Source organism: Sphingobium sp. Z007 (assembly GCF_900013425.1).
In the GTDB taxonomy this organism is placed as follows: domain Bacteria; phylum Pseudomonadota; class Alphaproteobacteria; order Sphingomonadales; family Sphingomonadaceae; genus Sphingobium.
Genome location: NZ_FBXK01000005.1, coordinates 2,209,258 through 2,232,576, shown reverse-complemented (window position 1 = coordinate 2,232,576; position 23,319 = coordinate 2,209,258). Strand labels below are relative to the sequence as shown.

27 protein-coding genes are annotated in these 23,319 nt (G+C 62.7%); 15 read left to right on the top strand and 12 right to left on the bottom strand.

Translation table 11 applies throughout. From position 1 onward, the window contains the following. Positions 1 to 196 precede the first annotated feature (196 nt). The 5 genes from CEQ44_RS18795 to CEQ44_RS18775 are packed head-to-tail and all read left to right on the top strand — an operon-like array spanning position 197 to position 4,367. Positions 197 to 1,075 (top strand): MBL fold metallo-hydrolase, encoded by an 879-nt coding sequence (locus CEQ44_RS18795; protein WP_088183341.1) that lies wholly within the window; start codon positions 197 to 199, stop codon positions 1,073 to 1,075. Further along, positions 1,060 to 1,773 (top strand): DUF4230 domain-containing protein, encoded by a 714-nt coding sequence (locus tag CEQ44_RS18790; protein ID WP_088183340.1) that lies wholly within the window; start codon positions 1,060 to 1,062, stop codon positions 1,771 to 1,773. The genes CEQ44_RS18795 and CEQ44_RS18790 overlap by 16 nt, the downstream gene beginning before the upstream one ends. Positions 1,774 to 1,817: 44 nt before the next feature. Next, entirely contained in the window at positions 1,818 to 2,807 is a 990-nt protein-coding gene (gene nadA / locus CEQ44_RS18785) for a quinolinate synthase NadA (protein WP_088183339.1), read from the top strand. After that, positions 2,804 to 3,667 carry a carboxylating nicotinate-nucleotide diphosphorylase gene (gene nadC / locus CEQ44_RS18780; RefSeq protein ID WP_088183338.1) on the top strand — a complete coding sequence of 288 codons (864 nt, stop codon included), beginning with the start codon at positions 2,804 to 2,806 and terminating at the stop codon, positions 3,665 to 3,667. Before nadA ends, nadC begins: the two co-directional genes overlap by 4 nt. Next, on the top strand, positions 3,660 to 4,367 hold the full coding sequence (locus CEQ44_RS18775) for a ribonuclease T (protein WP_088183337.1): 708 nt from the start codon (positions 3,660 to 3,662) through the stop codon (positions 4,365 to 4,367). Before nadC ends, CEQ44_RS18775 begins: the two co-directional genes overlap by 8 nt. Positions 4,368 to 4,404: 37 nt before the next feature. Here the strand turns inward: CEQ44_RS18775 and CEQ44_RS18770 are convergent, their stop codons facing one another. Both CEQ44_RS18770 and CEQ44_RS18765 read right to left on the bottom strand, forming a co-directional pair. Further along, complete coding sequence (locus CEQ44_RS18770; protein WP_088183336.1) at positions 4,405 to 4,827, bottom strand: DUF4112 domain-containing protein; 423 nt, start codon at positions 4,825 to 4,827, stop codon at positions 4,405 to 4,407. Between the two features lie 88 nt (positions 4,828 to 4,915). Then, the gene (locus tag CEQ44_RS18765; protein ID WP_088183335.1) at positions 4,916 to 6,412 is read right to left on the bottom strand and encodes an ABC transporter substrate-binding protein; all 1,497 of its coding nucleotides are present in this window, start codon (positions 6,410 to 6,412) and stop codon (positions 4,916 to 4,918) included. 143 nt (positions 6,413 to 6,555) lie between these two features. Between CEQ44_RS18765 and CEQ44_RS18760 the strand changes: the two genes are divergently transcribed. Next, a complete protein-coding gene (locus CEQ44_RS18760) occupies positions 6,556 to 7,992 on the top strand; it encodes a porin (RefSeq protein ID WP_088183334.1) in 1,437 nt (478 codons plus the stop codon). A gap of 117 nt (positions 7,993 to 8,109) precedes the next feature. Here the strand turns inward: CEQ44_RS18760 and rplL are convergent, their stop codons facing one another. Further along, on the bottom strand, positions 8,110 to 8,481 hold the full coding sequence (gene rplL / locus CEQ44_RS18755) for a 50S ribosomal protein L7/L12 (protein WP_088183333.1): 372 nt from the start codon (positions 8,479 to 8,481) through the stop codon (positions 8,110 to 8,112). A 72-nt stretch (positions 8,482 to 8,553) separates the two neighbouring features. Then, positions 8,554 to 9,069 (bottom strand): 50S ribosomal protein L10, encoded by a 516-nt coding sequence (gene rplJ, locus CEQ44_RS18750; protein ID WP_088183332.1) that lies wholly within the window; start codon positions 9,067 to 9,069, stop codon positions 8,554 to 8,556. A gap of 841 nt (positions 9,070 to 9,910) precedes the next feature. Between rplJ and CEQ44_RS18745 the strand changes: the two genes are divergently transcribed. Next, on the top strand, positions 9,911 to 11,095 hold the full coding sequence (locus CEQ44_RS18745) for a DNA cytosine methyltransferase (protein ID WP_176400260.1): 1,185 nt from the start codon (positions 9,911 to 9,913) through the stop codon (positions 11,093 to 11,095). Here the strand turns inward: CEQ44_RS18745 and CEQ44_RS18740 are convergent. Then, positions 11,067 to 11,741, bottom strand: a complete 675-nt coding sequence (locus CEQ44_RS18740; protein WP_217894997.1) for a hypothetical protein — start codon at positions 11,739 to 11,741, stop codon at positions 11,067 to 11,069. The two genes, CEQ44_RS18745 and CEQ44_RS18740, sit on opposite strands and share 29 nt — an antisense overlap. Positions 11,742 to 11,843: 102 nt before the next feature. Further along, the gene (locus tag CEQ44_RS18735) at positions 11,844 to 13,949 is read right to left on the bottom strand and encodes a bifunctional (p)ppGpp synthetase/guanosine-3',5'-bis(diphosphate) 3'-pyrophosphohydrolase (protein WP_088183361.1); all 2,106 of its coding nucleotides are present in this window, start codon (positions 13,947 to 13,949) and stop codon (positions 11,844 to 11,846) included. Between the two features lie 110 nt (positions 13,950 to 14,059). Between CEQ44_RS18735 and CEQ44_RS18730 the strand changes: the two genes are divergently transcribed. The 5 genes from CEQ44_RS18730 (at position 14,060) to CEQ44_RS18710 (ending at position 17,111) form a co-directional block, all read left to right on the top strand. After that, positions 14,060 to 14,542 carry a helix-turn-helix domain-containing protein gene (locus CEQ44_RS18730; protein ID WP_088183329.1) on the top strand — a complete coding sequence of 161 codons (483 nt, stop codon included), beginning with the start codon at positions 14,060 to 14,062 and terminating at the stop codon, positions 14,540 to 14,542. A 44-nt stretch (positions 14,543 to 14,586) separates the two neighbouring features. Next, complete coding sequence (locus CEQ44_RS18725) at positions 14,587 to 15,699, top strand: sensor histidine kinase (RefSeq protein ID WP_088183328.1); 1,113 nt, start codon at positions 14,587 to 14,589, stop codon at positions 15,697 to 15,699. Further along, positions 15,696 to 16,496: a LytTR family DNA-binding domain-containing protein gene (locus CEQ44_RS18720; RefSeq protein WP_088183327.1), complete on the top strand. Its 801-nt coding sequence runs from the start codon at positions 15,696 to 15,698 to the stop codon at positions 16,494 to 16,496. Before CEQ44_RS18725 ends, CEQ44_RS18720 begins: the two co-directional genes overlap by 4 nt. Positions 16,497 to 16,578: 82 nt before the next feature. Then, entirely contained in the window at positions 16,579 to 16,833 is a 255-nt protein-coding gene (locus tag CEQ44_RS18715) for an antitoxin of toxin-antitoxin stability system (RefSeq protein WP_254913645.1), read from the top strand. Next, positions 16,830 to 17,111 (top strand): type II toxin-antitoxin system RelE/ParE family toxin, encoded by a 282-nt coding sequence (locus tag CEQ44_RS18710; protein WP_088183325.1) that lies wholly within the window; start codon positions 16,830 to 16,832, stop codon positions 17,109 to 17,111. Before CEQ44_RS18715 ends, CEQ44_RS18710 begins: the two co-directional genes overlap by 4 nt. Here CEQ44_RS18710 and CEQ44_RS18705 read toward each other — a convergent pair whose 3' ends face one another. After that, positions 17,112 to 17,528 carry a GtrA family protein gene (locus CEQ44_RS18705; protein WP_088183324.1) on the bottom strand — a complete coding sequence of 139 codons (417 nt, stop codon included), beginning with the start codon at positions 17,526 to 17,528 and terminating at the stop codon, positions 17,112 to 17,114. Positions 17,529 to 17,572: 44 nt separating this feature from the next. Here CEQ44_RS18705 and CEQ44_RS18700 point away from each other — a divergent pair, with 44 nt between their 5' ends. Continuing rightward, positions 17,573 to 19,444 carry a hypothetical protein gene (locus tag CEQ44_RS18700; RefSeq protein WP_088183323.1) on the top strand — a complete coding sequence of 624 codons (1,872 nt, stop codon included), beginning with the start codon at positions 17,573 to 17,575 and terminating at the stop codon, positions 19,442 to 19,444. A gap of 71 nt (positions 19,445 to 19,515) precedes the next feature. Here the strand turns inward: CEQ44_RS18700 and CEQ44_RS18695 are convergent, their stop codons facing one another. Beyond that, positions 19,516 to 19,974, bottom strand: a complete 459-nt coding sequence (locus tag CEQ44_RS18695) for a nucleoside deaminase (protein WP_088183322.1) — start codon at positions 19,972 to 19,974, stop codon at positions 19,516 to 19,518. Between the two features lie 39 nt (positions 19,975 to 20,013). Further along, entirely contained in the window at positions 20,014 to 20,235 is a 222-nt protein-coding gene (locus CEQ44_RS18690; protein ID WP_088183321.1) for a hypothetical protein, read from the bottom strand. A 178-nt stretch (positions 20,236 to 20,413) separates the two neighbouring features. On the opposite strand from CEQ44_RS18690, the gene rpmB reads away from it, so the two are divergent. Beyond that, positions 20,414 to 20,707: a 50S ribosomal protein L28 gene (rpmB, locus tag CEQ44_RS18685; protein WP_088183320.1), complete on the top strand. Its 294-nt coding sequence runs from the start codon at positions 20,414 to 20,416 to the stop codon at positions 20,705 to 20,707. 153 nt (positions 20,708 to 20,860) lie between these two features. Here rpmB and CEQ44_RS18680 read toward each other — a convergent pair whose 3' ends face one another. Continuing rightward, positions 20,861 to 21,874, bottom strand: coding sequence for an esterase-like activity of phytase family protein (locus tag CEQ44_RS18680; RefSeq protein ID WP_088183360.1), 1,014 nt, complete (start codon positions 21,872 to 21,874; stop codon positions 20,861 to 20,863). A gap of 189 nt (positions 21,875 to 22,063) precedes the next feature. Between CEQ44_RS18680 and CEQ44_RS18675 the strand changes: the two genes are divergently transcribed. Beyond that, the gene (locus CEQ44_RS18675; protein ID WP_088183319.1) at positions 22,064 to 22,516 is read left to right on the top strand and encodes a glycine zipper 2TM domain-containing protein; all 453 of its coding nucleotides are present in this window, start codon (positions 22,064 to 22,066) and stop codon (positions 22,514 to 22,516) included. Between the two features lie 58 nt (positions 22,517 to 22,574). Here the strand turns inward: CEQ44_RS18675 and CEQ44_RS18670 are convergent, their stop codons facing one another. Further along, positions 22,575 to 22,817, bottom strand: coding sequence for a hypothetical protein (locus CEQ44_RS18670; RefSeq protein ID WP_088183318.1), 243 nt, complete (start codon positions 22,815 to 22,817; stop codon positions 22,575 to 22,577). 78 nt (positions 22,818 to 22,895) lie between these two features. Continuing rightward, positions 22,896 to 23,111: a circumsporozoite protein gene (locus CEQ44_RS18665; RefSeq protein ID WP_088183317.1), complete on the bottom strand. Its 216-nt coding sequence runs from the start codon at positions 23,109 to 23,111 to the stop codon at positions 22,896 to 22,898. Between the last annotated feature and the right edge of the window lie 208 nt (positions 23,112 to 23,319).

Genomic DNA, 23,319 nt, shown 5'->3' with positions numbered 1-23,319 from the left:
TGGCACTTACTCAACCGTCTCGCGCCATCGCCTGAGACCCCAGCCTTCGCTGGGGTGACGATGTGGGGTTTGCGTGCCGGTCATATAACTCGTCTGACCAAAACTTCGCCTTTGCTCGCTTTCCGACCCAGCCCCCGTCTCACCCACCGCGCCCCGCCGCCCTTGAAATCCGCGCATAAATAGGCACATGGGATGCATGGCAACACCCTTCGATCCGGCCGACCTGCCGACCGGCGTCCTGATGTCGCTCTCTCCATTGGTGGCGCGGGTGCTGGCGCCCAATCCTTCGCCCTTCACCTATACCGGCACGCAGACCTATGTCGTGGGGATCGAGGCGGTCGCGGTGATCGATCCGGGGCCGGCGGACCCCGATCACCTGGCGGCGCTGACCGCGGCGATCGCGGGGCGGCCGGTGATGGCCATTATGTGTACCCACACCCATCGCGACCATAGCCCCGCTGCGCGGCCGCTAAGCGAGATGACCGGCGCGCCGATCATCGGCTGCGCGCCGCTGACGCTGGAGGATGACGGGCCGCGGTCGGACGCCGCCTTCGACGCCGAATATCGGCCAACCCAAGTGCTGGGCGATGGCGAGCAGGTGAGCGGGCCGGGGTGGACGCTGGAGGCGGTGGCGACGCCGGGGCATACGTCCAACCATCTCTGCTTCGCTTTGCTGGAAGAGAAGGCGCTGTTTACCGGCGATCATGTGATGGGCTGGTCGACCAGCGTGATCTCCCCGCCCGATGGCGACATGAGCGCTTATATGCGGTCGATGCAGCGCCTGCTGGAGCGGGACGATCGCGTTTATTATCCCGCGCATGGCGAACCAATCGAGACGCCGCAGCGGCTGGTGCGGGGCATGATGGGCCATCGCAAGCAGCGCGAGGGGCAGATTTTGCGCTACATGGAGCGCAATGGCGAGAGCGCCATCCCCGACATGGTGGCGGAAATGTACAAGGGCGTCGATCCGCGGCTTTATGGCGCGGCGGGGCGATCGGTGCTGGCGCATCTGATCGACCTGGACGGCCGGGGGCTGGCCGCGCCAGTCGGGGACGGCCGATGGCAGACGCTTTGAGGCGGTATGCTGGGCCGATCGGCGCTGCGCTGCTGATCCTGGGTGTGGGCGCGGCGATGCTAGCCGGCTGGCAGCGCTATGATCGCGACTATGTGGTGGCGGTCGAGGATGACGGGTCGGCGGTGACGAAGATCATCGCGGAGAAGATTGCGGGCGCGAGCGATCTGCGCGTTTCGCGGCTGAGCGGCACGATCCAGAGCACGGCGCAGGATGTGCGTGGCTTTGGTTGGCTGAAATCCGATCAGGTGGTGAAAATGCCCTATTCCGTGGATTATTTCATCGACCTGTCGAAGTTGGACGCCAGCGACCTGGAGTGGGACGAGACGCGCCGCACGCTGATCGTCAATGCGCCCGATGTGACGGCGGACAAACCCAATGTCGATGAAGCGCGCCGGACGCTGGTGCGCACCAGCGGGCTGTTCGTGACGCGGGCGGCGGGCGAGGCGTTGAGCCGGCAAGTGTCCGCCCATGCGCAATCGCGGGCTGCGGCGTCTGCCCGGTCGCCCGAACGCATGGCGCAGGCGCGCGAATATGGCCGGGCGGCGGTGGGCAAGATCATGGGGGCGCCACTTGCTGCGATGGGCTTTACCGATGCGCGGGTGATTGTCACCTTCCCGTCGGAAAGACGCAGCCAGGACCAGTGGGACGTGACCACGCCGATCAATGAGGTACTGGCCAACAGGCGGCCACAGCGCTAGGGCGCGGGCAAAGGGCCAGCCATGGGACCGAGGAGTATCAGGGTATGAACGCGATCACGGGAATCCCGCAGGGCACCGACCTGCGCGCCGAAATCGACCGGCTGCGCAAGGAGCGCAACGCCGTCATCCTCGGCCATTATTACCAGTCGCCTGAAATTCAGGATTTGTCGGACTTTGTCGGCGACTCGCTGGAATTGTCGCGCAAGGCGGCGGAGACGGATGCGGACGTGATCGCCTTCTGCGGCGTGCGCTTCATGGCGGAAACGGCCAAGATATTGTCGCCGCAGAAGATCGTGGTGCTGCCGGATATGGATGCCGGATGCAGCCTGGAGGACAGCTGTCCGCCCGCCCAGTTCAAAGCGTTCCGGGAAGCGCATCCCGATCATATTGCGCTGAGCTACATCAATTGTTCGGCCGAGGTGAAGGCGCTGTCGGACATCATCGTGACGTCCTCGTCCGCCGAGAAAATCCTGGCGCAGATCCCCAAGGAGCAGAAGATCATCTTCGGCCCCGACAAGCATCTGGGCGGTTACCTGAAGCGCAAGCTGGGCCGCGACATGCTGTTGTGGCCGGGCGTGTGCATCGTGCATGAGGCGTTCAGTGAGACCGAACTGCTCAAGCTCAAGGTGCAGCACCCCGACGCGCCGATCGCGGCGCATCCCGAATGTCCGCCCTATATCGTCGACCATGCCGATTATGTCGGATCGACCAGCGGCATATTGGATTTCGCCAAGACGATGCCGGGCGACACGCTGATCGTCGCGACCGAACCGCACATCATCCATCAGATGGAAAAGGCGGTGCCGCACAAGCATTTCATCGGCGCGCCGGGCGCGGACGGCAACTGCAACTGCAATATCTGTCCCTATATGGCGCTCAACACGCTGGAGAAGCTGTATCTGGCGCTGCGCGATTTGCAGCCGCGCATCGAGATGGACGAGACGCTGCGCTTGCAGGCGAAGAAAAGCCTGGACCGGATGCTGGAAATGGCGAGCGGCACGGTGGGCCAGGGGGATGTGGGCGCGCGGCCATGACCTTCTCGCTTCCTGTTTTCAGCCTGGCCGGCTTCGACCTGACCGCCTTCGTCGCGTCCACCCTGGCTGAAGATCTCGGTCCCGATGGCCGAGACGTCACCAGCGAGGCGGTGATTCCGGCCGATGCGGTGTTCGACGGAGTGATGGACAGCCGGGATGACGTGACGCTGGCCGGGTTGGGAATTGCGATCGCGTTCTTCCGGGCGCTTGATCCCGATGTGGCGATCGAACTGCTGCATCAGGATGGCGACCGGGTGGCGGCGGGGACCGACATCCTGCGCATCCGGGGCAAGGCGCGGGCGATGCTGACCGCGGAGCGGTCCGCGCTCAACACGGTGCAGCATCTGACCGGCATCGCCACCATGACCCGCACCTATGTCGATGCGATCGACGGGACGGGCGCGACGTTGCTGGATACGCGCAAGACCATTCCGGGCCTGCGTTGCCTTGAGAAATATGCGACCCGCATGGGTGGGGCGACCAATCATCGCATGGGGCTTTGGGATGCGGCGATGATCAAGGACAATCATGTCGCGGTCGCCGGATCGGTCGAGGAAGCGGTACGCCGGGCGGTGGCGGCCGGGGTCGCCAGCATCATTGTGGAGGTCGATCGGGTGGACCAGATCGAACCCGCGCTAAGTGCAGGCGCGACCCATTTGCTGCTCGACAATATGGATGCGGCGACGTTGCGCGTGGCGGTGGCTCTGGTGGCCGGGCGCGTGCCGACCGAGGCGTCGGGCGGCGTCACGCTGGAGACGATCCGGGCCAAGGCGCAGACCGGCGTCACCTATATCAGTGTCGGGCGGCTGACCCAGTCGGCCCCGGCGGCCGATATCGGGCTGGATTTTGCTTATGCTTAAGAAGCTGTTGCCCGTCGTTGCGCTTGCCATGCCGGGTGTCGCCATGGCGCAGGCCAATCAGTGCCGCCTGCCCGAAGTGATCGCGCGTCCAAAGGCCGAAGGTCCAAGCGCCGATGAGCCCAAGCGCGTGCTGCCGATCGGCTATTACACGCTGGCCGTCAGCTGGTCCCCGCAATATTGCAAGACGGCGCGGGGTGGGGCGCGTGATGCCTTCCAGTGCCAGTCTGGCAATGGGTTCGCCTTCACCCTGCATGGCCTGTGGCCCGACGGCTATGGCAAGGAATGGCCGCAATATTGCAAGCCCGCAGCGCCCCTGCCGCGCAAGGTGATCCGCGATCATCTGTGCGCGACCCCCTCGGTCCAGTTGATCCAGCATGAATGGGTCAAGCATGGCACCTGTATACCCACGACGCCGACCAAATTCTTCGCCCTGTCCCGCAAGCTCTATTCTGCGCTGCGCTACCCCGACATGACGGCGCTGGCCGCGCGACCGACCCTGTCGGCACGGGATTTTGCGCAGGCCTTTGCGGCGGAAAACAAAGGCATGGTCGCCGACGGCATAAGGCTGAACGTCACGCGCGACGGATCGCTGAGCGAAGTATGGATCTGCATGGACCGCAAATATCGCTACATCAGCTGTCCGGCGCAGCAGGGCGGCGTTAAGGACCGCGCGCAGTTGCGGATCGAGCCGCAAGGCTGATCGGTCTGGCGAGGCACGCTTGTATTTGGACCGGCTGTTAAAGGTCGATCGTCGCCGTCGCGGGATGATGCCGATCGAGATGCTTGCGGATGATGCGCAGATTTTTCGTGTTGGACTTGTAAAGAAAGTCGAACAGGTCGCCGGCAAAGGGGATCGCGCCGACCAGCGTATCGACGCCGACATTGGCGGCCATGCGGGTGATCTGCCATTTCGACATGCCCAGGTTCCGGGCTTCCCATACAATCCATGCGCCCATCGCCGCGGTGGCAAGGTCGCCCACGACCGGGATCAGCCCGACCAGGCTGTCGAGGCCCACGCGGCGGTTGGTGCCGGGAATGACAAACAGTCCCTCCAGCATCGCTTCCATCGCCTCTATGCGGCGGCGGATGGACGCGGGGTCGCGGCCAAAGCCGGGGATGTCTCGCGCTAGCCGGTCGAACTGGTCCTGCGAAATCGCCATCTGCCTTCTCCCTGCCCCGGTTTCGACGGGCGCCTGATCCCTATACGCACATAAAGCCCAACCGTTCATTGCGCGCAGGATCAAAGTCCTAATTGGTGGTGCGGAAGAGATGGTTCAATGGGTGACGCGCGCGAGCGGAAGGCTGGAACCCGGTCAGCCGCTTGGCCACGAGCGACCAGCGCACTGGCGCGCCGAGCGGGATGTAACCGTTATGGGCGACCATCTGCGCTTCGGCCTGTGCGATGCGCGCGGTGCGCTCTTCGGGCGAACTGGCGAGGCTGGCGGCTTGAAGCTGGGCGTCGGCCGCGTCGCTGCAATGGATCTTGCGGGCGCAGCCAATGCGGCCGAGATACCAGAGCGCGCTGTCATAGGCGGCGACTTCGTCGACCAGCCGCAAGTCCGCCTTTGCATTGATCGCGACGCGCTGCGCAGACAGGCCGATCGCGGCCAGGTCGCGCCGCAGCAGCCCGAACAACAACGTGGCGCCCGGCCCTGTGGGCAGGGCGATACCGAGCGGTGGGGGCGCGCCATTGGTGGCGCGCCAGACGGTGACATTCGCTGCGGCCTGCGCGCGGCGCTGTTCCAGCGACAGCGCCGCCCAGGTCGGATCGCTGGGCGGACGGCCCAGATCCATCGGATCAGGCAAGATGCGTTCGCTGGTCGCCCAGCCGCCCAGGGGAAACACGGCGGGCAACTGGCTGCGGTCGATCGTCATGTTGATGGCGGCGCGAATCCCAGCATCGTCCAACAGCTTGCCCCGGCCGGTGACGGCCAGGCCCAGCAAACCCCGCACCGGATCGACCCGCACAGTGTCGCGATCAATCCCGGCCGGCACCAGCAGCGGCAGATCAGTGAAGCGGCCGCCCAGCACCAGTGCGGCCTCGCGCTCGCGGAAACGGACAATCGCCAGTGCGGCGCGTTCGGCGCGCAACACGCGGGTTTCCCAAGGCGGAACGGGTTCGTCCGCCGCCACGTCATCGCCGCTGGTGCGATCGACCGGTGTCAGGATCACCGCATTGCCGCGCGTCGCCCGGCGGTAGGGGCCAGTGCCGCCATCGCGCGACAGCACCGCCATCTGTGGCTGCGCCAGCATCTGCAGCACATAGGGGCGTGGCGCGGCCATGCGGATTTCGATCACTTCGCCGGTCATCGGCACCACCGCCTGCACGGCGTCCAATGGTCCGTCGGGATCGAAACGTCGCAGCGATTCGATTCGCGCCATCAGCATCCGGGCGACATCGGGCGCTGTGACCCGCACGCCATTGGCCCAGAAGGCGCGACGCAGGCGGAAGATATAGCTGCGCCCGTCATCCTCGACGATCCAGCGCTGCGCCAGCGCCGGCAGTATCTCGCCGCCCGCGTCGAACGCGACCAGCCCCTGCGCCGTCGCCTCCAGGATCAGCTTGGCGCCAGGGTCGGGCAAATGCGCGAGCGGTTTCGCAAAATCGTCGCGATCGCCGATTACGCTCACCACGACGGGATCGCGGCCCTCATCGGAACAGCCGCCCGTCAACAGGGCCAGACCCGCAGCCGTGATCAGGGCTGCGCAACGACCTGCGTGCGAGAAGAATGGAATGGCGAACATGGTAACGAAGGGCTTAGCCCGGCCAGCCCGTGTCGCCAACCAGGGATCGGATCAAAAGCCGATGTCACAAAAACGACATGTAATAGACGCCAATATGTAACTGAAAATTCATACGGGCGTGGCGGAACAAGGAAGGAACAGGCATGACGCTCCGATTGCGACTGGCGACCGGCACCGCGCTGGCGCTGCTGATGACATCGATGCCGCAGGGCGCGCAGGCGCAAAGCAACGTCGATTTGCAGCGCCAGATTGACGCGCTCAAAGCCCAGGTGGAGGCGCTGACCGCTGCACTGTCCGCGGGTAAAGGCGCGCAGCCGGTTGCTGTGGCCCCGGCATCGACCCCGGCGTCCGCCTCCACGCCGGTCGCGCTGGCCGCCGCGACCGCGCCGCCATCGGCGATCCCGGCCTCCACAGCCGCGCCAAAGGCCAAGGCCTGGTATGAGAAGCTGTCGCTGCGTGGCTATACCCAGATGCGCTATAATGGCTTCCTGTCCGGCGACGATACGGCCCCGGCGGGCGTATCGCGCCTGCGATCGGTCCATGACAGCGCGATTTCTGATCGCGGCGGCTTCTCGCTGCGCCGTGTGCGGCTGGTGCTGCAGGGCGATGTGTCCGATCGCGTCTCGCTCTACCTCCAGTCCGACTTTGCGACCGCGGTGAACAATCAGGCGGGCAGCGAACGGCGCGAAGGCTTCGCCCAGTTGCGCGACGCCTATGCCGATGTGTTCCTGGACAAGGACAAGAGCCTGCGCCTGCGCTTTGGCCAGTCCAAAGTGCCCTATGGCTGGGAGAATATGCAATCATCGTCCAACCGGCTGACGCTGGACCGCAGCGACGCAATCAACAGCGCGGTGCCCAGCGAGCGCGATCTGGGCGTGGTCGGCTATTATACGCCGCCATCGGTAGAGAAGATCTGGGACCGGCTGGGGCATGACGGGCAAAAGCTGTTCGGCAATTATGGCGCCTTTGGCGTCGGCGTGTTCAACGGGCAGGGCACCAATCGGACCGAGCAGAATCGCGGGCTGATGAAGGTCGCTTTCGCCACCTGGCCGTTCGAGCTGGACGGGCTGGGCGGCGCCTTTGCAGGACAGGTGGTCGAAATCGGCGGGTCGGCGATGCTCAACAAGGTGCAGCCCGAACTGCGCAGCGGCGCGGTCAGCGAAATCGCCTATGACGATAACCGCGTCGGTCTCCACGCCATGCTCTATCCGCAGCCTTTTGGTATTCAGGCCGAATGGAATTGGGGCAAGGGACCGGAATATGACCGCGACAGCCTGTCAATCCAGACCAAGAAGCTCAATGGCGGCTATGTCCAGATGATGTATCGTTTGCCCACGGACTCGGTCGGTGCGCTGATGCCCTATGGCCGGTGGCAACATTATCGCGGCGGGTGGAAGGCCAGCACGAGCGCGCCGCGGCTGGAAACCGACGAGTTCGAACTGGGCGTCGAATGGCAGCCGTGGAAGGCGTTCGAAGTCACCGTCGCCTATGCCCGGATGAAGCGGGCCGAAGCCGACGAGCGGCGCACCGGTCGGGCCGAAGGCGACCTGATCCGTACCCAGGTGCAGTGGAATTACTGATCGCGGGAGCTACGCCCCCCACATATGAAAAGGGCGGCACCGCGAGGTGTCGCCCTTTTTCGTCCGGCCGCAGCCGGATCGGTTGCCCCGCAGCTTGTGACCGCGGGGCGTTCCCGATTACTTCAGCTCGACGGTCGCGCCGGCTTCTTCAAGCTGCTTCTTGACCTTCTCGGCTTCTTCCTTGTTCACGCCTTCCTTGACGGCCTTCGGCGCGGATTCGACCAGCGACTTGGCTTCGGTCAGACCCAGGCCGGTGATGGCGCGGACTTCCTTGATGACGTTGATCTTCTTGCCACCGTCGCCGGTCAGGATGACGTCGAATTCGGTCTGCTCTTCGGCAGCCGGGGCAGCGGCAGCAGCCGGGCCGGCAACGGCGACGGCAGCAGCGGCGCTAACGCCCCACTTTTCTTCCAGAGCCTTCGACAGCTCGGAAGCTTCGAGAACGGTGAGGGCCGAAAGCTGTTCGACCAGAGCGTTGATGTCTGCCATTTTTCTAATTCCTTGATTGGGGCCAAGCGCCCCGTCAGATGAGGGTCAAAGTTGATCCGGGTGAAGGACGGCTTAGGCCGCTTCCTTCTCCGCATAGGCGTTGAAGACGCGCGCCAGCTGCGCTGCCGGTGCCTGGGTGACGGTTGCGAGCTTGGTAGCAGGCGCGACGATAAGGCCGACCAGCTTTGCACGCAGTTCATCCAGAGACGGCATCGATGCCAGGGCCTTGACGCCCTCCGCATCGAGCAGCATTTGCCCCATCGCGCCGCCAACGATCTCAAGCTTGTCGTTGGTCTTCGCGAATTCGACCGCAACCTTGGCGGCTGCGACCGGGTCGACCGAGGTGGCGAGGCCAACAGGACCGGTCAGCAGGTCGCTGAGCGGGCCATAGGCCGTGCCATCAAGGGCGATACGGGCGAGGCGGTTCTTCGTAACCTTGTAGGTCGCGCCTGCGTCGCGCATCTTCTGGCGCAGGACAGTCGATTGTGCGACGGTCATGCCGAGGTTGCGGGTCACGACGACCACGCCAACTTCTGCCAGCTCTGCGTTCAGCGCGGAAACGACCTCAGCTTTCTGATTACGATCCATGCCATTACTCCACTTCATGTCCGACCGCTTGCACGGGCGAACGACTAAACCCACGCCGAAGGCATGGGGCACTAAGTCCGAGGGGAGAGATCGACTGGCCCGCATCCATCGAAGGAACAGGCAGACCCGAATCGGGCGATTAACCCGTTCGGTTGAGAACTTTTCCCCGTCTAGGCTGGAGATTAAGAGGGGCATATTCCCCTCACCAACTGTCTCGGACGGTGAACCCCGAAGGGTTCGCTGGGAGCGCCCTTACAGAGTCGGGGCGGCGATGTCACGCGGAAACTTGGGTTGGGCGGGGTGCGGGGTGGGGGTTGTGTGTCATGGTGGCGCGTTGGGGCCGAAGTTCACACCGTTGTCGGGGTGTGGCGACGCAAAATGTGGGAAAATAGGAAATGACGTGTCTCGCGCGCCTCCCCGAAGCGCTCGCGAAGCGCCTCCGACGCGCCTCTTTCAACAGCGGAAGGTCATAGCGACGCGAAAGAAATGCGCGTCGGTGCGGGCCAAGAGAGGGGTGGCACGGGGTGCGGCGGAAGGCGGCGGGGTGGTTCATCTGTAAGGATAAACCAGAGGAAATCCTACTTTGGAAGGGTAAGGTGGGGGGGGGAGGCGCTGGCCGCTTGGTTTGCGTCAAAGGTTTCAGAAATACAGTGTGCCGTCCGAGAAATCGCAGAAAACGAAGGACGAGGCTGCATTGATGAGCAGCGGTGTAAGCTGGCCAAACGCGAGCCGGGTGAGTTGTGGGGAAAAAGTGGAGATTATCGGTTGACACTCGTAGCTTGGATGGAGGATTTCGCGTCGCAAGGCCGCGTCATTTGACGCGCGTATGGGAGTTGCAGCGATGTATAAGCAACTTGCGGCACGTGGGACGGACGCGCCTTGGTATCAGGGTTGGGAACTCACGGAGCAGGAGCGCGCTACTTTTCGCGCGACGACGATTGCATCGCAACAGGCGAAGCGTCGTGCCGCTTCTGGCGATTGTAGTGAGTGCAAGCATCCCGTCTATAATCCGCGCCTGAATCCACTTGATCTGATGCCGCAGCTTGTCGGCAACGGCCTTTCCGCATTGTCGCTGTTCAGTGGTGGTGGAGGTATGGATATCGGCTTTGATCGTGCAGGTTTCAATCATGTCGCCAGTTATGAAATCATGGAGGGCGCGGCGTCGGTTCTAAGCGCAGCTCATCCCGAATGGGCCGTATATGGTGGCGATAGCGGCGACGTACGTGGCGTTGATTGGTCCAAATATCGGGGCAAGATTGACGTGCTCCACGGTGGACCTCCATGCCAGCCTTTCAGTAACGCGGGACGCCAAAATGGAGCCTCGGATGTTCGAGACATGATCCCTGAATTTGTCCGTGCGGTGTTAGCTATCCGTCCACGTGCCTTTGTTTGCGAAAACGTCAGCGGACTCGCGACAAAGAAATTCAAAAATTACATCGAGAGCACGATTATAGAGCCGCTCAAGCGTCAATACGTAATTCGTCAGTTTATTTTGAACGCCGCTGACTTTGGCGTGCCGCAGGCCCGTAGGCGCGTGCTTTTTGTTGGCTTTGCAGATCAGGGTGAGGCAGCTCAGTTCGATATTCCTACGCCGACTCACCGGCATTATCGCTCTACCGGCTTTCCGCATAATCTTCCTGCGACGATGGGCGTCAGAGAAGCGCTTGGGCTACCGGATATTGGTTTCGACGCACTGTCGCCCACCCTGCGTAGCGGCCTGACAGGGCCACGTCACACGACCAGCGTCCTCAGTTCGGTATCTGCCTTGAAGCAGTGGAACAGGCTTGGGGTCTGGCCAAATGGAGTCGCGGCTGATCGCGCGGCAGCCAGTGCATATGTGGCAAAGAACGGTCACTTCCGACTCTCCTTGCAGGATTGTCTCGTCCTCCAAGGGTTCCCAGGTGATTGGCCGGTCGAACGGCCCGTATATTTTGCGCTCGGATTGATAGGCAATTCGGTAGCACCGCCGATGGCTTATAATCTGGCAAATTCAATTTCTAGGGCTTTGCATCCCGCCACGTGCTGACCAATTCACGCAATTTGGCTGCATGATTGGTTCTGATCTCCGGCCAAGATTCGAAATATTTGCTTGGAATGTGAGGGTTGTTTAGCGTTGAGCCACGTTCAATCACGTACCGGGCGCGGTCTTTGAAAATATCAAGCATCCGTGCCGGGCTATACCCTTCCACTGTATCTTGTGCGGTTTCATATTGAGCCGCAGACATCTGATTTTTGTGAATTTTCCGGGCATCTGCCTTTGTATAGACTTCTTTCTTTCCCACGATTTCGAACATAGTATCAAGCGTGATATGGGCCGGAACGTATTTCGCCATTTCGAAATCCGCCTTAATGTAATCCCACTTCTCTGTAATCCAGGGCCGCATTGCATCTGGCGATCCATAACGGCAATACAGCAGCTTAGAGCCTTCGAAAAAGGCCATGATCCAGTGTTTACCGCGCCACTTCGCAATATGTCCAGGTCCCAAGTCTCTAACCGTACTGATGCCACCCTTGTTTGTCGTCGCTGATTTTAGCTCGAATTCGTATTCGACGTTGTCGAGCTTGAGAATCGCATCGGTGCCGTGCCTAACTCGATCGGCTGCTTGATGAAGATTGAACAGGTCAATCAGCCTGTTTTCTCTCGCATCATCCTGCGCAATTCCACCCACCACTCTTTGATTCTCCAGATAGCATAATTACGAGGTCGCCTAACGGCAGTAAGCCTTCTACTGACTTACGGGCTTGTCAAATGCACAGTCGGTATAAAATCCCCCCTAAACCCGATCCGCCTGCACCACGACGTCGATCGCCCTTAGCGCCGACAATATCCTATTCAAATGCTGCGCGTCGGCCACTTCCAGGTCGATGACGTCGGTGTGGAACGGGCCTTCGCGGTTGACCAGTTGCAGGTTGAGGATGTTCGCCTTGGTCGCGCCGAACAGGTTGGCGACGGCGGCGAGGGCGCCGGGCTGGTTCTTGACGATGACGGAGAGGCGGGCGGTGCCGCCCTTCGACTTGCCGTCCCAGGCCAGGTCGATCCAGTCGTCGTCCTGCTCCACCTCCAGCGAACGGCAGTCGATGGTGTGGACCTCGATCGGTTCGCCGGTGCGGCGCACGCCGACGATGCGGTCGCCCGGCACGGGGTGGCAGCAGTCGCCCAGATGATAGGCGATGCCGGGCGTCAGGCCGCGGATCGAGACGGGTTCATGCTGGCGGGGATGCGCCTCCTCCACGCCCTGCGCGCTGGTGGAGCCGGGCATCAGCGCCTCCATGACTTCGCGGTCGAGCAGGCGATGCGTGGCGATGGCGACCATCAGCGACGCGCGATCCTCCAGCTTGAGCCGCTTCAAGGCGGCGGTCAGCGCCTTGTCGCCCAGTTCCTTGGCAAGGTCGGGGGAGAAGCGGCCGATGATTTCGGCATAGAGTTTTTCGCCGAGCTTGATCTCCTCGCCGCGCTGCTTCTGGCGGATATAGCGGCGGATGGCGGCGCGGGCCTTGCCGGTGATGGCGAAGCTGAGCCAGCCGGGCTGCGGCTCCTGCCCCTCTGATTTCAGGATTTCGACCTGATCGCCATTTTCCAGGGTGGTGCGCAGCGGCACGACGCGGCCGTTGACCTTTGCGCCCACCGTCTGGTTGCCGAGCGAGGTGTGGACGGCATAGGCGAAATCGACGGTGGTCGATCCCTTGGGCATCTGGTGCAGCTCACCTTTGGGCGAGAAGGCGAAGATGCGGTCCTGATACATGGCCATGCGGGTATGTTCGAGCAGTTCGTCGGCGTCCTGGCTCTGTTCCAGGATTTCGACGAGGTCGCGCAGCCAGGCGGCATGATGATCGGTGGCGTCGCCCTTCTGCTTATAGGCCCAGTGCGCGGCGAGGCCCAGTTCGGCGTCATTGTGCATGTCGCGGCTGCGAATCTGCACCTCGATCCGGGCATTGTCCTGATGGATGACGGTGGTGTGCAGCGACTGATAGCCGTTGCGCTTGGGCGTGGAGATATAATCCTTGAACCGGCCGGGCACCATCTTGAAGGTCTGGTGGATGATGCCGAGCGCGTGGTAGCAGGCCTCATGGCTGTCGGTGATGACGCGGAAGGCCATGACGTCGGTCAGCTGTTCGAAGCTGATATGGCGTTCCTGCATCTTCTTCCAGATGGAGAAGGGGTGTTTTTCGCGGCCTGAGACGCTGACCGACATGCCCTTGCCCGCCAGCAGCAGTTGCAGTTCCGCGCCGATCCGGTCCACCTTGTCATGGCCGCCTTCTTTCAGCTGCTCCAGGCGCTTGGTGATGCTGGCATAGGCTTCCGGCTCGATCTCACGAAAGGCGAGCAACTGCATTTCGCGCATGAAATCATACATGCCGATGCGTTCGGCGAGCGGCGCGTAGATATCCATCGTCTCGCGCGCGATGCGGCGGCGCTTGTCGGGATTTTTGATGAAGTGCAGCGTGCGCATATTGTGCAGCCGGTCGGCGAGCTTGACCAGCAACACCCGGATATCGTCCGACATGGCGAGCAGGAATTTGCGCAGATTTTCCGCGGCCCGCTCATTTTCGGACATGGCCTCGATCTTCGACAGCTTGGTGACGCCGTCGACCATGCGGGCGACATCCTTGCCGAAGGCGGCCTCTATCTCCTCATAGGTGACCAGCGTATCTTCGATCGTGTCGTGCAGCAGCGCGGTCACGATCGTCTGGTCGTCCAGGTTGAAGTCGGTCAGGATGCCGGCGACTTCGATCGGGTGGCTGAAATAGGGATCGCCGCTGGCGCGTTTCTGGCTGCCGTGTTTCTGGACCGAAAAGACATAGGCGCGGTTGATCATCGCTTCGTCCGCGTGCGGATCGTAGCGCTTTACCCGTTCGACAAGTTCATATTGGCGTAGCATCGTGTCCCGATTGTGTTGGAAGATGCTTGCGGCGCAACAAAAAAATCCCATCTTGCCCAATAAGGCAGCAATTTTGCAACGCCTGCGCCTTTGCGCTATATGTGGCGGTCATGAAACATAATCTTGCCCAGGATTTGGAACAATGCGCATTGCCCAGCGCGCTGGAGATGATGGGCGAACGCTGGTCCTTCCTCATTCTGCGCGGCGCCCTGTCGGGTATCCGCCATTTCGAGGAGTTCCAGTCGACGTTGGGGATCGCGCGCAACATATTGGCCAACCGACTCGCCCGGCTGGTCGAGAACGGCATTTTGGTGCGTGAGCCGATGCAGTGCGACCGGCGCAAGGTCGAATATCGACTGACCGAGAAAGGACAGGGGCTGGCCCCCGCCATGATCGCGCTGCGCCAGTGGGGCGAGCGGTGGGGCTGCGGCACGACCGCCTGCCAAGTGCTGGCCGACAAGCGCGACGGGCAACCGATCCGCCCGATCGGCATATTGTCGCATGACGGGCGGGTGCTGGGGCTGTCCGACCTGGTGTGGCTTTGCACCGACGAAGTGACGCCAATGGGCGAAGAACCGGCCGTGGCGGCCTGAAACCGGCTTTGACCAAAGGGCCAAATCGCCTAAGCCTGCACGCAATGTCCGTCACCGTGCCCCGCATCAAGCCGCAGCCGTTCTTTGCCGACAAGAACCGTGCCTTCTGGAACCTGCAATCGGTCGGTTGGGCGGGCGCTTTCCTGCTGCGCGGGTCGTCGACCATCGCCAATGGCCAGCCGCTCTCCAGCCTGGTGCCGGTGCTGATCTCCACCGTCACCGGCTATTCGGTCACGCTGCTGATCGCGGTGATGTTCCGCTTTCTGGTCAAGAAGCGGCCGATCGTGACCTGGGGCGTGTCGATCGTGACGGTGGTCGCGGCGGCGGGGCTGGTCGCGTTCATCGACGCCTGGGTCTTTTCGACGCAGAACAGGGGCAGCGAGACGGCCGGGCTGCAACTGTTCCTGGGCGCTTTCTACCTGTCGATGACGCTGCTGGGCGCCTGGTCGGCGCTTTATTATGCGATCAATTTCTACCTGACGGTGGAGGAGCAGGCGGATCAGCTATTGCTGCTGGAGAATCAGGCGGCGAACGCGCAACTGGCGATGCTGCGCTACCAGCTCAATCCGCATTTCCTGTTCAATACGCTTAACAGCATATCGACGCTTGTGCTGCTGAAACAGACCGACCGGGCCAATGCGATGCTCTCGCGGCTGTCTTCTTTCCTGCGTTACACACTCATCAACGAGCCGACGGCGCAGGTGACGATCGAGCAGGAGATCGAGACGCTCAAACTCTATCTGGAGATTGAGAAGATGCGGTTCGAGGAGCGGTTGCGCCCGTCCTTCTCCATCGATCCGGCCGTGGCCCATGCGCGGTTGCCCTCCCTGCTGCTGCAACCGCTGGTCGAAAATGCGATCAAATATGCGGTGACGCCCAAGGAGGAGGGGGCCGAAATTGCTGTCAGCGCGCAGCCTGCCGGGGATAATGTCCGTATCGTCGTATCGGACAGTGGACCGGGATTGAATGAAAGCGGAATGAGGCCGCACATCCCGGTGAGCGAGGGGACGGGGATTGGCCTGCCGAACATCCGGGACCGGTTAATTCAGGCCTTCGGGGAACGACAGAGCTTTGAAACGCGTTCCACGCCGGGCGGATTTTCGGTCATCATCGAAATTCCGTTGAACATGGATGAAACATCGAAAGTGGCCGCATGACCATCAGAACAATCCTCGTCGACGACGAAAGCCTGGCCATTCAGGGCCTGCAGCTGCGTCTGCAAGCGCATGAGGATGTCGACATTATCGAAACTTGCACCAACGGCCGCGAAGCCATCCGCGCCATCAAGACGCATAAACCCGACCTTGTGTTCCTTGATATTCAAATGCCCGGTTTCGATGGCTTTTCCGTCGTTCAGGGATTGATGGAAGTCGAGCCGCCGCTGGTCATCTTCTGCACCGCTTATAGCGACCATGCGATCCGCGCGTTCGAGGCGCAGGCGGTCGACTATCTGATGAAGCCGGTGGACGAAGGACGGTTGGCCGATGCGCTCGACCGGGTGCGCCAGCGGCTGATTGAAAAGCGGCAGGTGCAGGAGATCGAGAAGCTGCGCGAAGTGCTGGCCGAAGTCGCGCCCCAGGCGATGACCGATTTCGCAGCCGATGACGATGCGCCGGCGTCCAACCGCTTCGAAAAGCTCATTAACATCAAAGATCGCGGGCAGATTTTCCGCGTCGATGTCGATTCGATCGAGCGGATCGACGCGGCGGGCGACTATATGTGCATTTATACCGCGGACAATTCGCTGATCCTGCGCGAGACGATGAAGGATCTGGAAAAGCGGCTGGACCCGCGCAATTTCCAGCGCGTCCATCGCTCGACCATCGTAAATCTGTCCCAGGTGCGGCAGGTCAAGCCGCATACCAATGGCGAATGTTTCCTGGTGCTGGAAAGCGGCGCGCAGGTGAAGGTCAGCCGGTCGTACCGCGATGTGGTGGCGCGGTTCGTGCATTGACGCATTGATCCGGGGATAGTGACAACGTATATACATTGTCACTATCCCCGGAGATGACATGGTCAAAGCCGCAGTCTTTACGATGAAATTGGAATCCGACCTCCGCGATGATTTCATGGCGGAGGCCGATGCGCTGCATCGCCCGGCATCGCAGCTTATACGTGAACTGATGCGGGACTTTGTTGATCGGCAGCGTCAGGCGCGCGACCATGCAGACTTTCTGGCACAAAAGGTTGCGGCCGCGCGGCGGTCTGTCCTGGGCGGGCAGGGGCATTCGCATGACGCAATCGAGGCGGAATTTGCAGCACGCCGCGCGCGGGTTGCCGATCAGGGGTGATCGTCCGTTGGACGCCGGAGGCGCGGCAGGACAGATCGGACATCTGGGACTATTTGGTGGCGCTTGATCCGGCTGCTGCCATGCGGATGGACGCGCAGTTCAGCGTCGCTGTGGCGCGGCTGGCGGATTACCCCATGCTTGGCCATGACGGCGCGGTGCCGGGCACGCGGGAACTCACGCCGCACCCCAGTTACCCTCTGGTCTATGAAGTGGATGGCGACACAGTTTGGATATTGACGCTGGTCCACGCCATGCGCCTTTGGCCGCCGCTTCGTTAGCTACTTGAACACCCATTGCCGGTTCAGCCCGAACATCACCGCCGGCGTGACGAAGATCATCGCCGGGATGGGCGACCATGCGGGCCAGCGCATATGGGTGACGCACAGATAGACCCAGAGCGCGTTGAGCGCATAGCTGATGAGCGACACGGCCACGAACTTCGCGCCGCGCGCGGCGTGGCTCGCCTCGCCGCCATGGCCGCGGAAGGTGAAGAGGCTGTGGCTGACATAGCCGATCGCGACCGCGGCGAGATAACCGATCAGATTGGCGGCCTGGGGATGCAGCCCGGCCAGTGCCGCGAGGCTCCAGTAGATCGCCGCCTGGCAGGCGGTGACGAACAGGCCGGTCAGGCCATAGCGGACGATCTGCCAGAACAAGGCGCCATGCTCTGCATAATATCGTGACAGGATTTTCATGGGCTTCCCGTTGCGCTTTGACGCGCAGCCTCTAATCCACAGCCATGACCTTGCATAGTCGCGATACCCTGCGCGCCCGCGCTCTTTACTGGACGGCGATCCTGACCGCCTACGCGCAGCGGCACTGGAAATGGCTGACCCTTCTGATCTGGATTGCGATCGCGGTCACGTTCGTCGCGACCCGCTGGCCCGCGATCCACTGGCTGGTGCTGAGCGATACCGACGACAATATCCGTTATGTGCAGGTGAAGGACTGGCTGGCGGGTCAAGGCTGGTATGACCTGCGCCAATATCGGCTCGATCCGCCGGGCGGCGCGAACATCCACTGGTCCCGGTTGGTCGATCTGCCGATCGCGGGCCTGATGCTGTTCTTCCGCGCCTTTGTCGACCAGGGGCTGGCCGATCGGCTGGCCTGCGGCATCGCGCCGTTGCTGCCGCTGCTGCTGCTGATGCTGAGCCTGGGCTTTATCGGGCGGCGGCTGGCGGGACCGAACGGCTGGCTGCTGGCGGTGCTGGCGCCGCTGGCTGCGCAGATGGGGCTGGGCATGTATGCGCCGATGCGGATCGACCATCATGGCTGGCAACTGGCGCTGGCGGTGACGATGCTGGCAGGCGTGATCGACACCAACCGGCTGCGCGGCGGGGTGATGGCGGGGGTCAGCAGCGCGCTGTCGATCGCGATCGGCATGGAGATGATCGTCTATCTGGCGGCGGGTGGCGGTCTGATCGCGCTGCGATGGGTGTTCCGGCCGGGGGCGGAGCGGCGGATGCTGCCCTATGCGCTGAGTCTGGGGGGCGCGACGTCGCTCTGCTATCTGCTGTTCGCCAGCTATGCCAACCGGGAAATGGTGTGCGATGCGCTCTCGCCCATCTGGGTGGCGGTATTTGGCGCGGCGTCGGCGGGCATGGTGCTGCTGGCGCTGGCGCCGCTGCGCGGCTGGGCGGTGCGGCTGGCGGCGGGCGCGGTCGTGGGCGGGGCGGTTGCCGTCTTCTTCTACATGAACTGGCCGCAATGCCTGTCGCCCTATCAGATTTCGCCGGAGCTGGAGCGGCTGTGGCTGGCCAATATCCGTGAGGCCAAGCCGATCACGGCGCAGGCGCAGAGCATGGTGGTGCCGTTGCTGGCGATCCCGCTGGCGGGGTTGATCGGGCTGGTCTGGGCGTTGTGGGATGCGCGGCGCGACAGCGAGCGGCTCTGGGCTTGGGCGACGGTCGGCCTGATGATGGTGTTTTCCACCGCTCTGCTGTTCTGGCAGTTGCGCGCCGGGCCGGCGGCGCAATTGCTGGCGATCCCGCCTGCCGCCTGGGCCGCGCACCGGCTGATCGCAATGATCCTGACAGGATCGCGCCGGGTGCGGACAGGGGCGGGGGCAGGGGTGGCGTTGCTGGCGGCGATCGCCTGCGTCTATCCGCTTTATCCGCAGGTGGTGAAGCTTTATCAGGAAGCTACGGATACGAAGCCCAAGCCGTGGCGGCCATCCGCGGTTGCGCGTAACGATGCGATAAAGAAAGCGAACGGGCGTTGCCGGACTCTGCCAGCGCTGGAGGTGCTGGACCAGTTGCCGCCCGCGACGATCTTCACCATGGTCGATATCGGCCCGCGCCTGATCGCCACGACCCATCATAGCGCGCTGGCCGGTCCCTATCATCGCAACGGGGCGACGATATTGGACATGCACCATGCCTATGACGGGTCGGCCGACGCCTTCCGCCCGATCGCGGCGAAGCATCACGCGACCTATCTGCTGGTCTGTCCCAATTTCCCGGAAGGCACGATCTATCAGTCGCGCAGTCCGAAAGGCTTTTATGCCGGGCTGATGCGGGGCACGATACCGGGTTGGCTGGCGCCGGTGCCACTTAAGACGGGCATGACTTTGCCCTATCAGCTCTACAGGATCGATTATTCAAAACCTTGAAAGGTTTTGATTCGTTGTTGCCGCATTTTCAGAGCCGTTGGCCGGGAAGAGTCGGCCAGCTTCAAAATGCTTTAGCGCCGAGCGGCGAAAAAATCCCGCAGCAGCGCTGAGGCTTCGGCTTCGGCCAGGCCGGCATAGACATCCGGCCGGTGCAGGCATTGCGGCTGGGCGAAAAGGCGTGGACCTTGTTCAATCGCGCCGCCCTTGGGATCGCTGACGGCATAATAGAGCCGGGCGATGCGGGCGTGGGAGATCGCGCCCGCGCACATCGGGCAGGGCTCCAATGTAACCCACAGGTCGCAGCCAGTCAGGCGGTAGTCGTTCAGATGGATGGCCGCCGCCCGCATGGCGACCATTTCGGCATGGGCGGTGGGATCATGGTCGCGGCGATTGCGATTCTGGCCCTCGCCGATGATCGCGCCGTCCTTCGTTACGACCGCGCCGATCGGCACTTCGCCTGCCGCCTGTGCTGCATGGGCGAGGTCGAGCGCGCGGCGCATGGGGGCGGGGAGCGGGAAGGGCGGGACCATAGCCCCGCCGTTACAGGATCGTTGCGCTTTGCGGAAGTATCAGGGCTTCTTCACCGCGACGGTGGGCACTTCGACCGTCTCGTTGCGGGTGCCGACTTCGACCTTCGCGACGTTCGCCTCATATTTGGGCAGCGCGCCTTCCTTGACCGCGATTTCAGGCAGGCGGCCCTCGGCGGTTTTCTGGAGGTCGATGAATCCGGTTGCTATCCCCACGCCGACCACGATAAGCGCGATCAGCAACAGTCCGCCAATGAAACGCATATATTCCTCCTGTATCCAATTGGAGGAAAGAACGCGGGGGTGGGCAAAATGGTTGCGCAAGCGCCACGATCTGCAGCTAAAACCGGCAGAGCAAATTTACGGCGTGGTTGACGCTGGCCACGAATCTGTTTATCGGCGCGGCTTTCCGAACGAACCCGAATTCAAAGGTTGATTGACTATGTCGCGCATTTGCGAGCTGACCGGCAAGGGTCGCCAGGTGGGTCACAATGTTTCCCACGCCAATAACAAGACCAAGCGCGTGTTCCTGCCGAACCTGCAGAACGTGTCGCTGATCTCCGAAGCCCTGGAAACCAGCGTCAAGCTGCGCGTGTCGACCCATGGTCTGCGTTCGGTCGAACATAATGGCGGCCTGGACAACTGGCTGGTCAAGACCAGCGACGACAAGCTGTCGCTCAAGGCCCGTCGCCTCAAGCGCGACATCGTCAAGAAGAAGGCTGCCGTCGCAGCCTGATTTCTTCCGATTCGTTTCGGCATAAGGAGCGGCCCCTCACCGGGCCGCTTTTTTGCGTGACCCCTCCCACCTGCGGGAGGGGTAGCGAGACTTGGTCTGCATGGCAGGCCATAGTCGCAGCGGGGTGGGCTGTCGCAGCGCAGCGCCCACCCCCTAGCCCCCTCCCGCCTGCGGGAGGGGGGACAATGTCAGCCCGAATTTCAGCAGCAGCGTGCGCTGGAAGAATTCGTGATTGTCGTCGGACACGATCCAGATGACCGGGCGGCCGCCTTCCTGGCTGACCGCGATCCCTTCAAAATTATCGGCCAGAAGTGGGGGCGCCAGCCGGGCAAGGGTGCGGGCTTTCAACTCCGTGACCGGCTCCAGCTTTTCGGGTAGGTCCACGATCGCGATGGTGGCGGTGAACAACTGCTCCATCGTCAGACGGCGGTTAAGGACGAGCAGGTGGCGGGCGTCCAGCGCGACCGCGTCGGTCGGGCGATAGCCGCGTGGCGGGGTGTAGCGCAGGTGGATGGGGGCGGGCGTGTCCTTTTCCGCCGGATCGCCTGCAAACAATAACGTGTCGTGCCGTCCGTCGGCCGTCATCCCCATCTCGCCGATCGCCAGGAAGCGGCCGTCGGGCAGGCGGGCGAGCGATTCGATCGATCCGGTCTTTGGCCAGGCGGTGATTTCAGGCCAGGTCCGGCACGCCTCCACCCGCGCGAAGCCGGGCGCATAACGGCAGATCGCCTGCTGTAGTTCGAACCCAACCCAATAGCGGCCCGTCGCGGGATCGCGGGTCATCGATTCTGAATCCCAGGCCCACCAGGGGCGACGGCGATCCTGCGCGCGGATTGGCAGCGGCGCGATGAACGGGTGGCCTTCGCCTGCGCCGGGACCGACATGAAAGCCCATCAATATGCCGGAATCGCTGAGGCCCAGCAGGTCGCCCGCGGGTGATACCAGCAGCGCCGAGAGGCCGCCAAAGCCGGGATTGGCGCTCTTCAACTCCCAGCCGCCCAGGTAGGCGAGCGATCCTGCATGATCCAGCGCCGGATCGACGCTGCTGAGCGGCAAGGGCCGCGCGGTCACCAGCAGCGCGCCGGCCGTCACCGCTTCCGGCTTGCTCATATGCGGGGCCGGCAGCAGCAGGACGGCAAGGGCAAGGACGATCAGGATTCGCTGCATCGCGCCTGCCATAGGGCATAATCCGGTAGGGCGCAGCAGGGCTGTGACGGGCCGTGCGCATCTGAACGGGGGCTGTCACCCTTATTCAGGCTCGGCTCAAACCGACTCAGGCATAAGGACGTCAATCGAAGGGCAATCCCGTGTTTTTCATGCGACCGCCCAAGAGGATGGTAATTGAGGAGCAACGCCATGAAGATGCAATTTCTTGTAAAGATGGGAGCCGCTTTGGCATTGGGCGCTGCGTCGCTGACGGCTATGACCGCCACGCCGGCGATGGCGCGCGATCATTATTCGCGCGGCTATGATCGTGGCGATTATTATCGCGGCGGTTATGATCGCGGTGGATATGATCGAGGCTATCGCGGCTATGACCGCGGCGATCGCTATCGCGGCTATAATCGCGGTTATCGCGGCGACGGCTATTATCGCAACAGCTATCGCGGCGGCTATCGGGGCGGCTATCGCTGCCGGGATAATGGCACGGGCGGCACGATCATCGGCGCGATCGCCGGTGGCCTGTTGGGCAATGAAGTCGGCCGGGGTTCGGGCCGCTATGGCCGTCGTGGTGATGGCACCACGGGCGCGATCATCGGCGCGGGCGTGGGGGCGCTGGCCGGCCGGGCGATCGATCGCAACTGCTAAAGTGCTGATGCACGGATAATCGGAAGGGCCGTCCTGCAAAGGGCGGCCTTTTCGCATGTCAGGGGACCGGCTGTGGCGGCGGTGGGGTGCGGTTTCGGTCTGCGCGCGCGGCCGCGACGGCGGCGGGATTGAGGCCGGGGTCGGCGCTTTGCGCGGCGCCGGTCCGCGCGTCCAATTGAGCCGCGGCTTCATTGAGCGCCTTGGCCTCGCCCGCGCTGACGCCGCCGACACCATCCTGCGACCCGGAACCGCAGCCAGCCAGCGCAAGTGCGGCGGCCAGGGGGAAGATAATGCGGATCATCGGCAGCGCTCCAAAGAAAAGGGTCGCGCCGTTACCGGTGCGACCCCCTTATTCATTCAAGACCCGAACGGGACCTGATTACATCGCGTTGGCGACGTTGTTGGTCGTGTTCGACGCGGCGTTCGCGGCGTTATCGGCGGCGTTCAGCGCAGCGTTCATGGCGTTGTCGGCGGCGTTCGACGCGTTCTCGGCCGAATTGGCGGCGTTGTTGGCGGCGTTTTCGGTGCCGCCCGAGCAAGCGGCCAGGCCGAGCGAAGCAGCGAGAACGAGCGAAAGAGCAATCGACTTGGTCATGGGCACAAACCCCTCTCTGAGAAAAACAAAATGCAGACCACTCTCGGAGAAAAGCTCACCCCCCATTGCGCCTGCGCGCCGATTCGTAATGCGTTGGCCACGGCAAGGCAATCCCATTCATGCGAGAGAAAGGTCGAAGCCCAGCCCTTTCATGGCGGTAGACCGCAAAAGCGGCCGCCACAATGCCCAATCAAACGACTGCATTGAC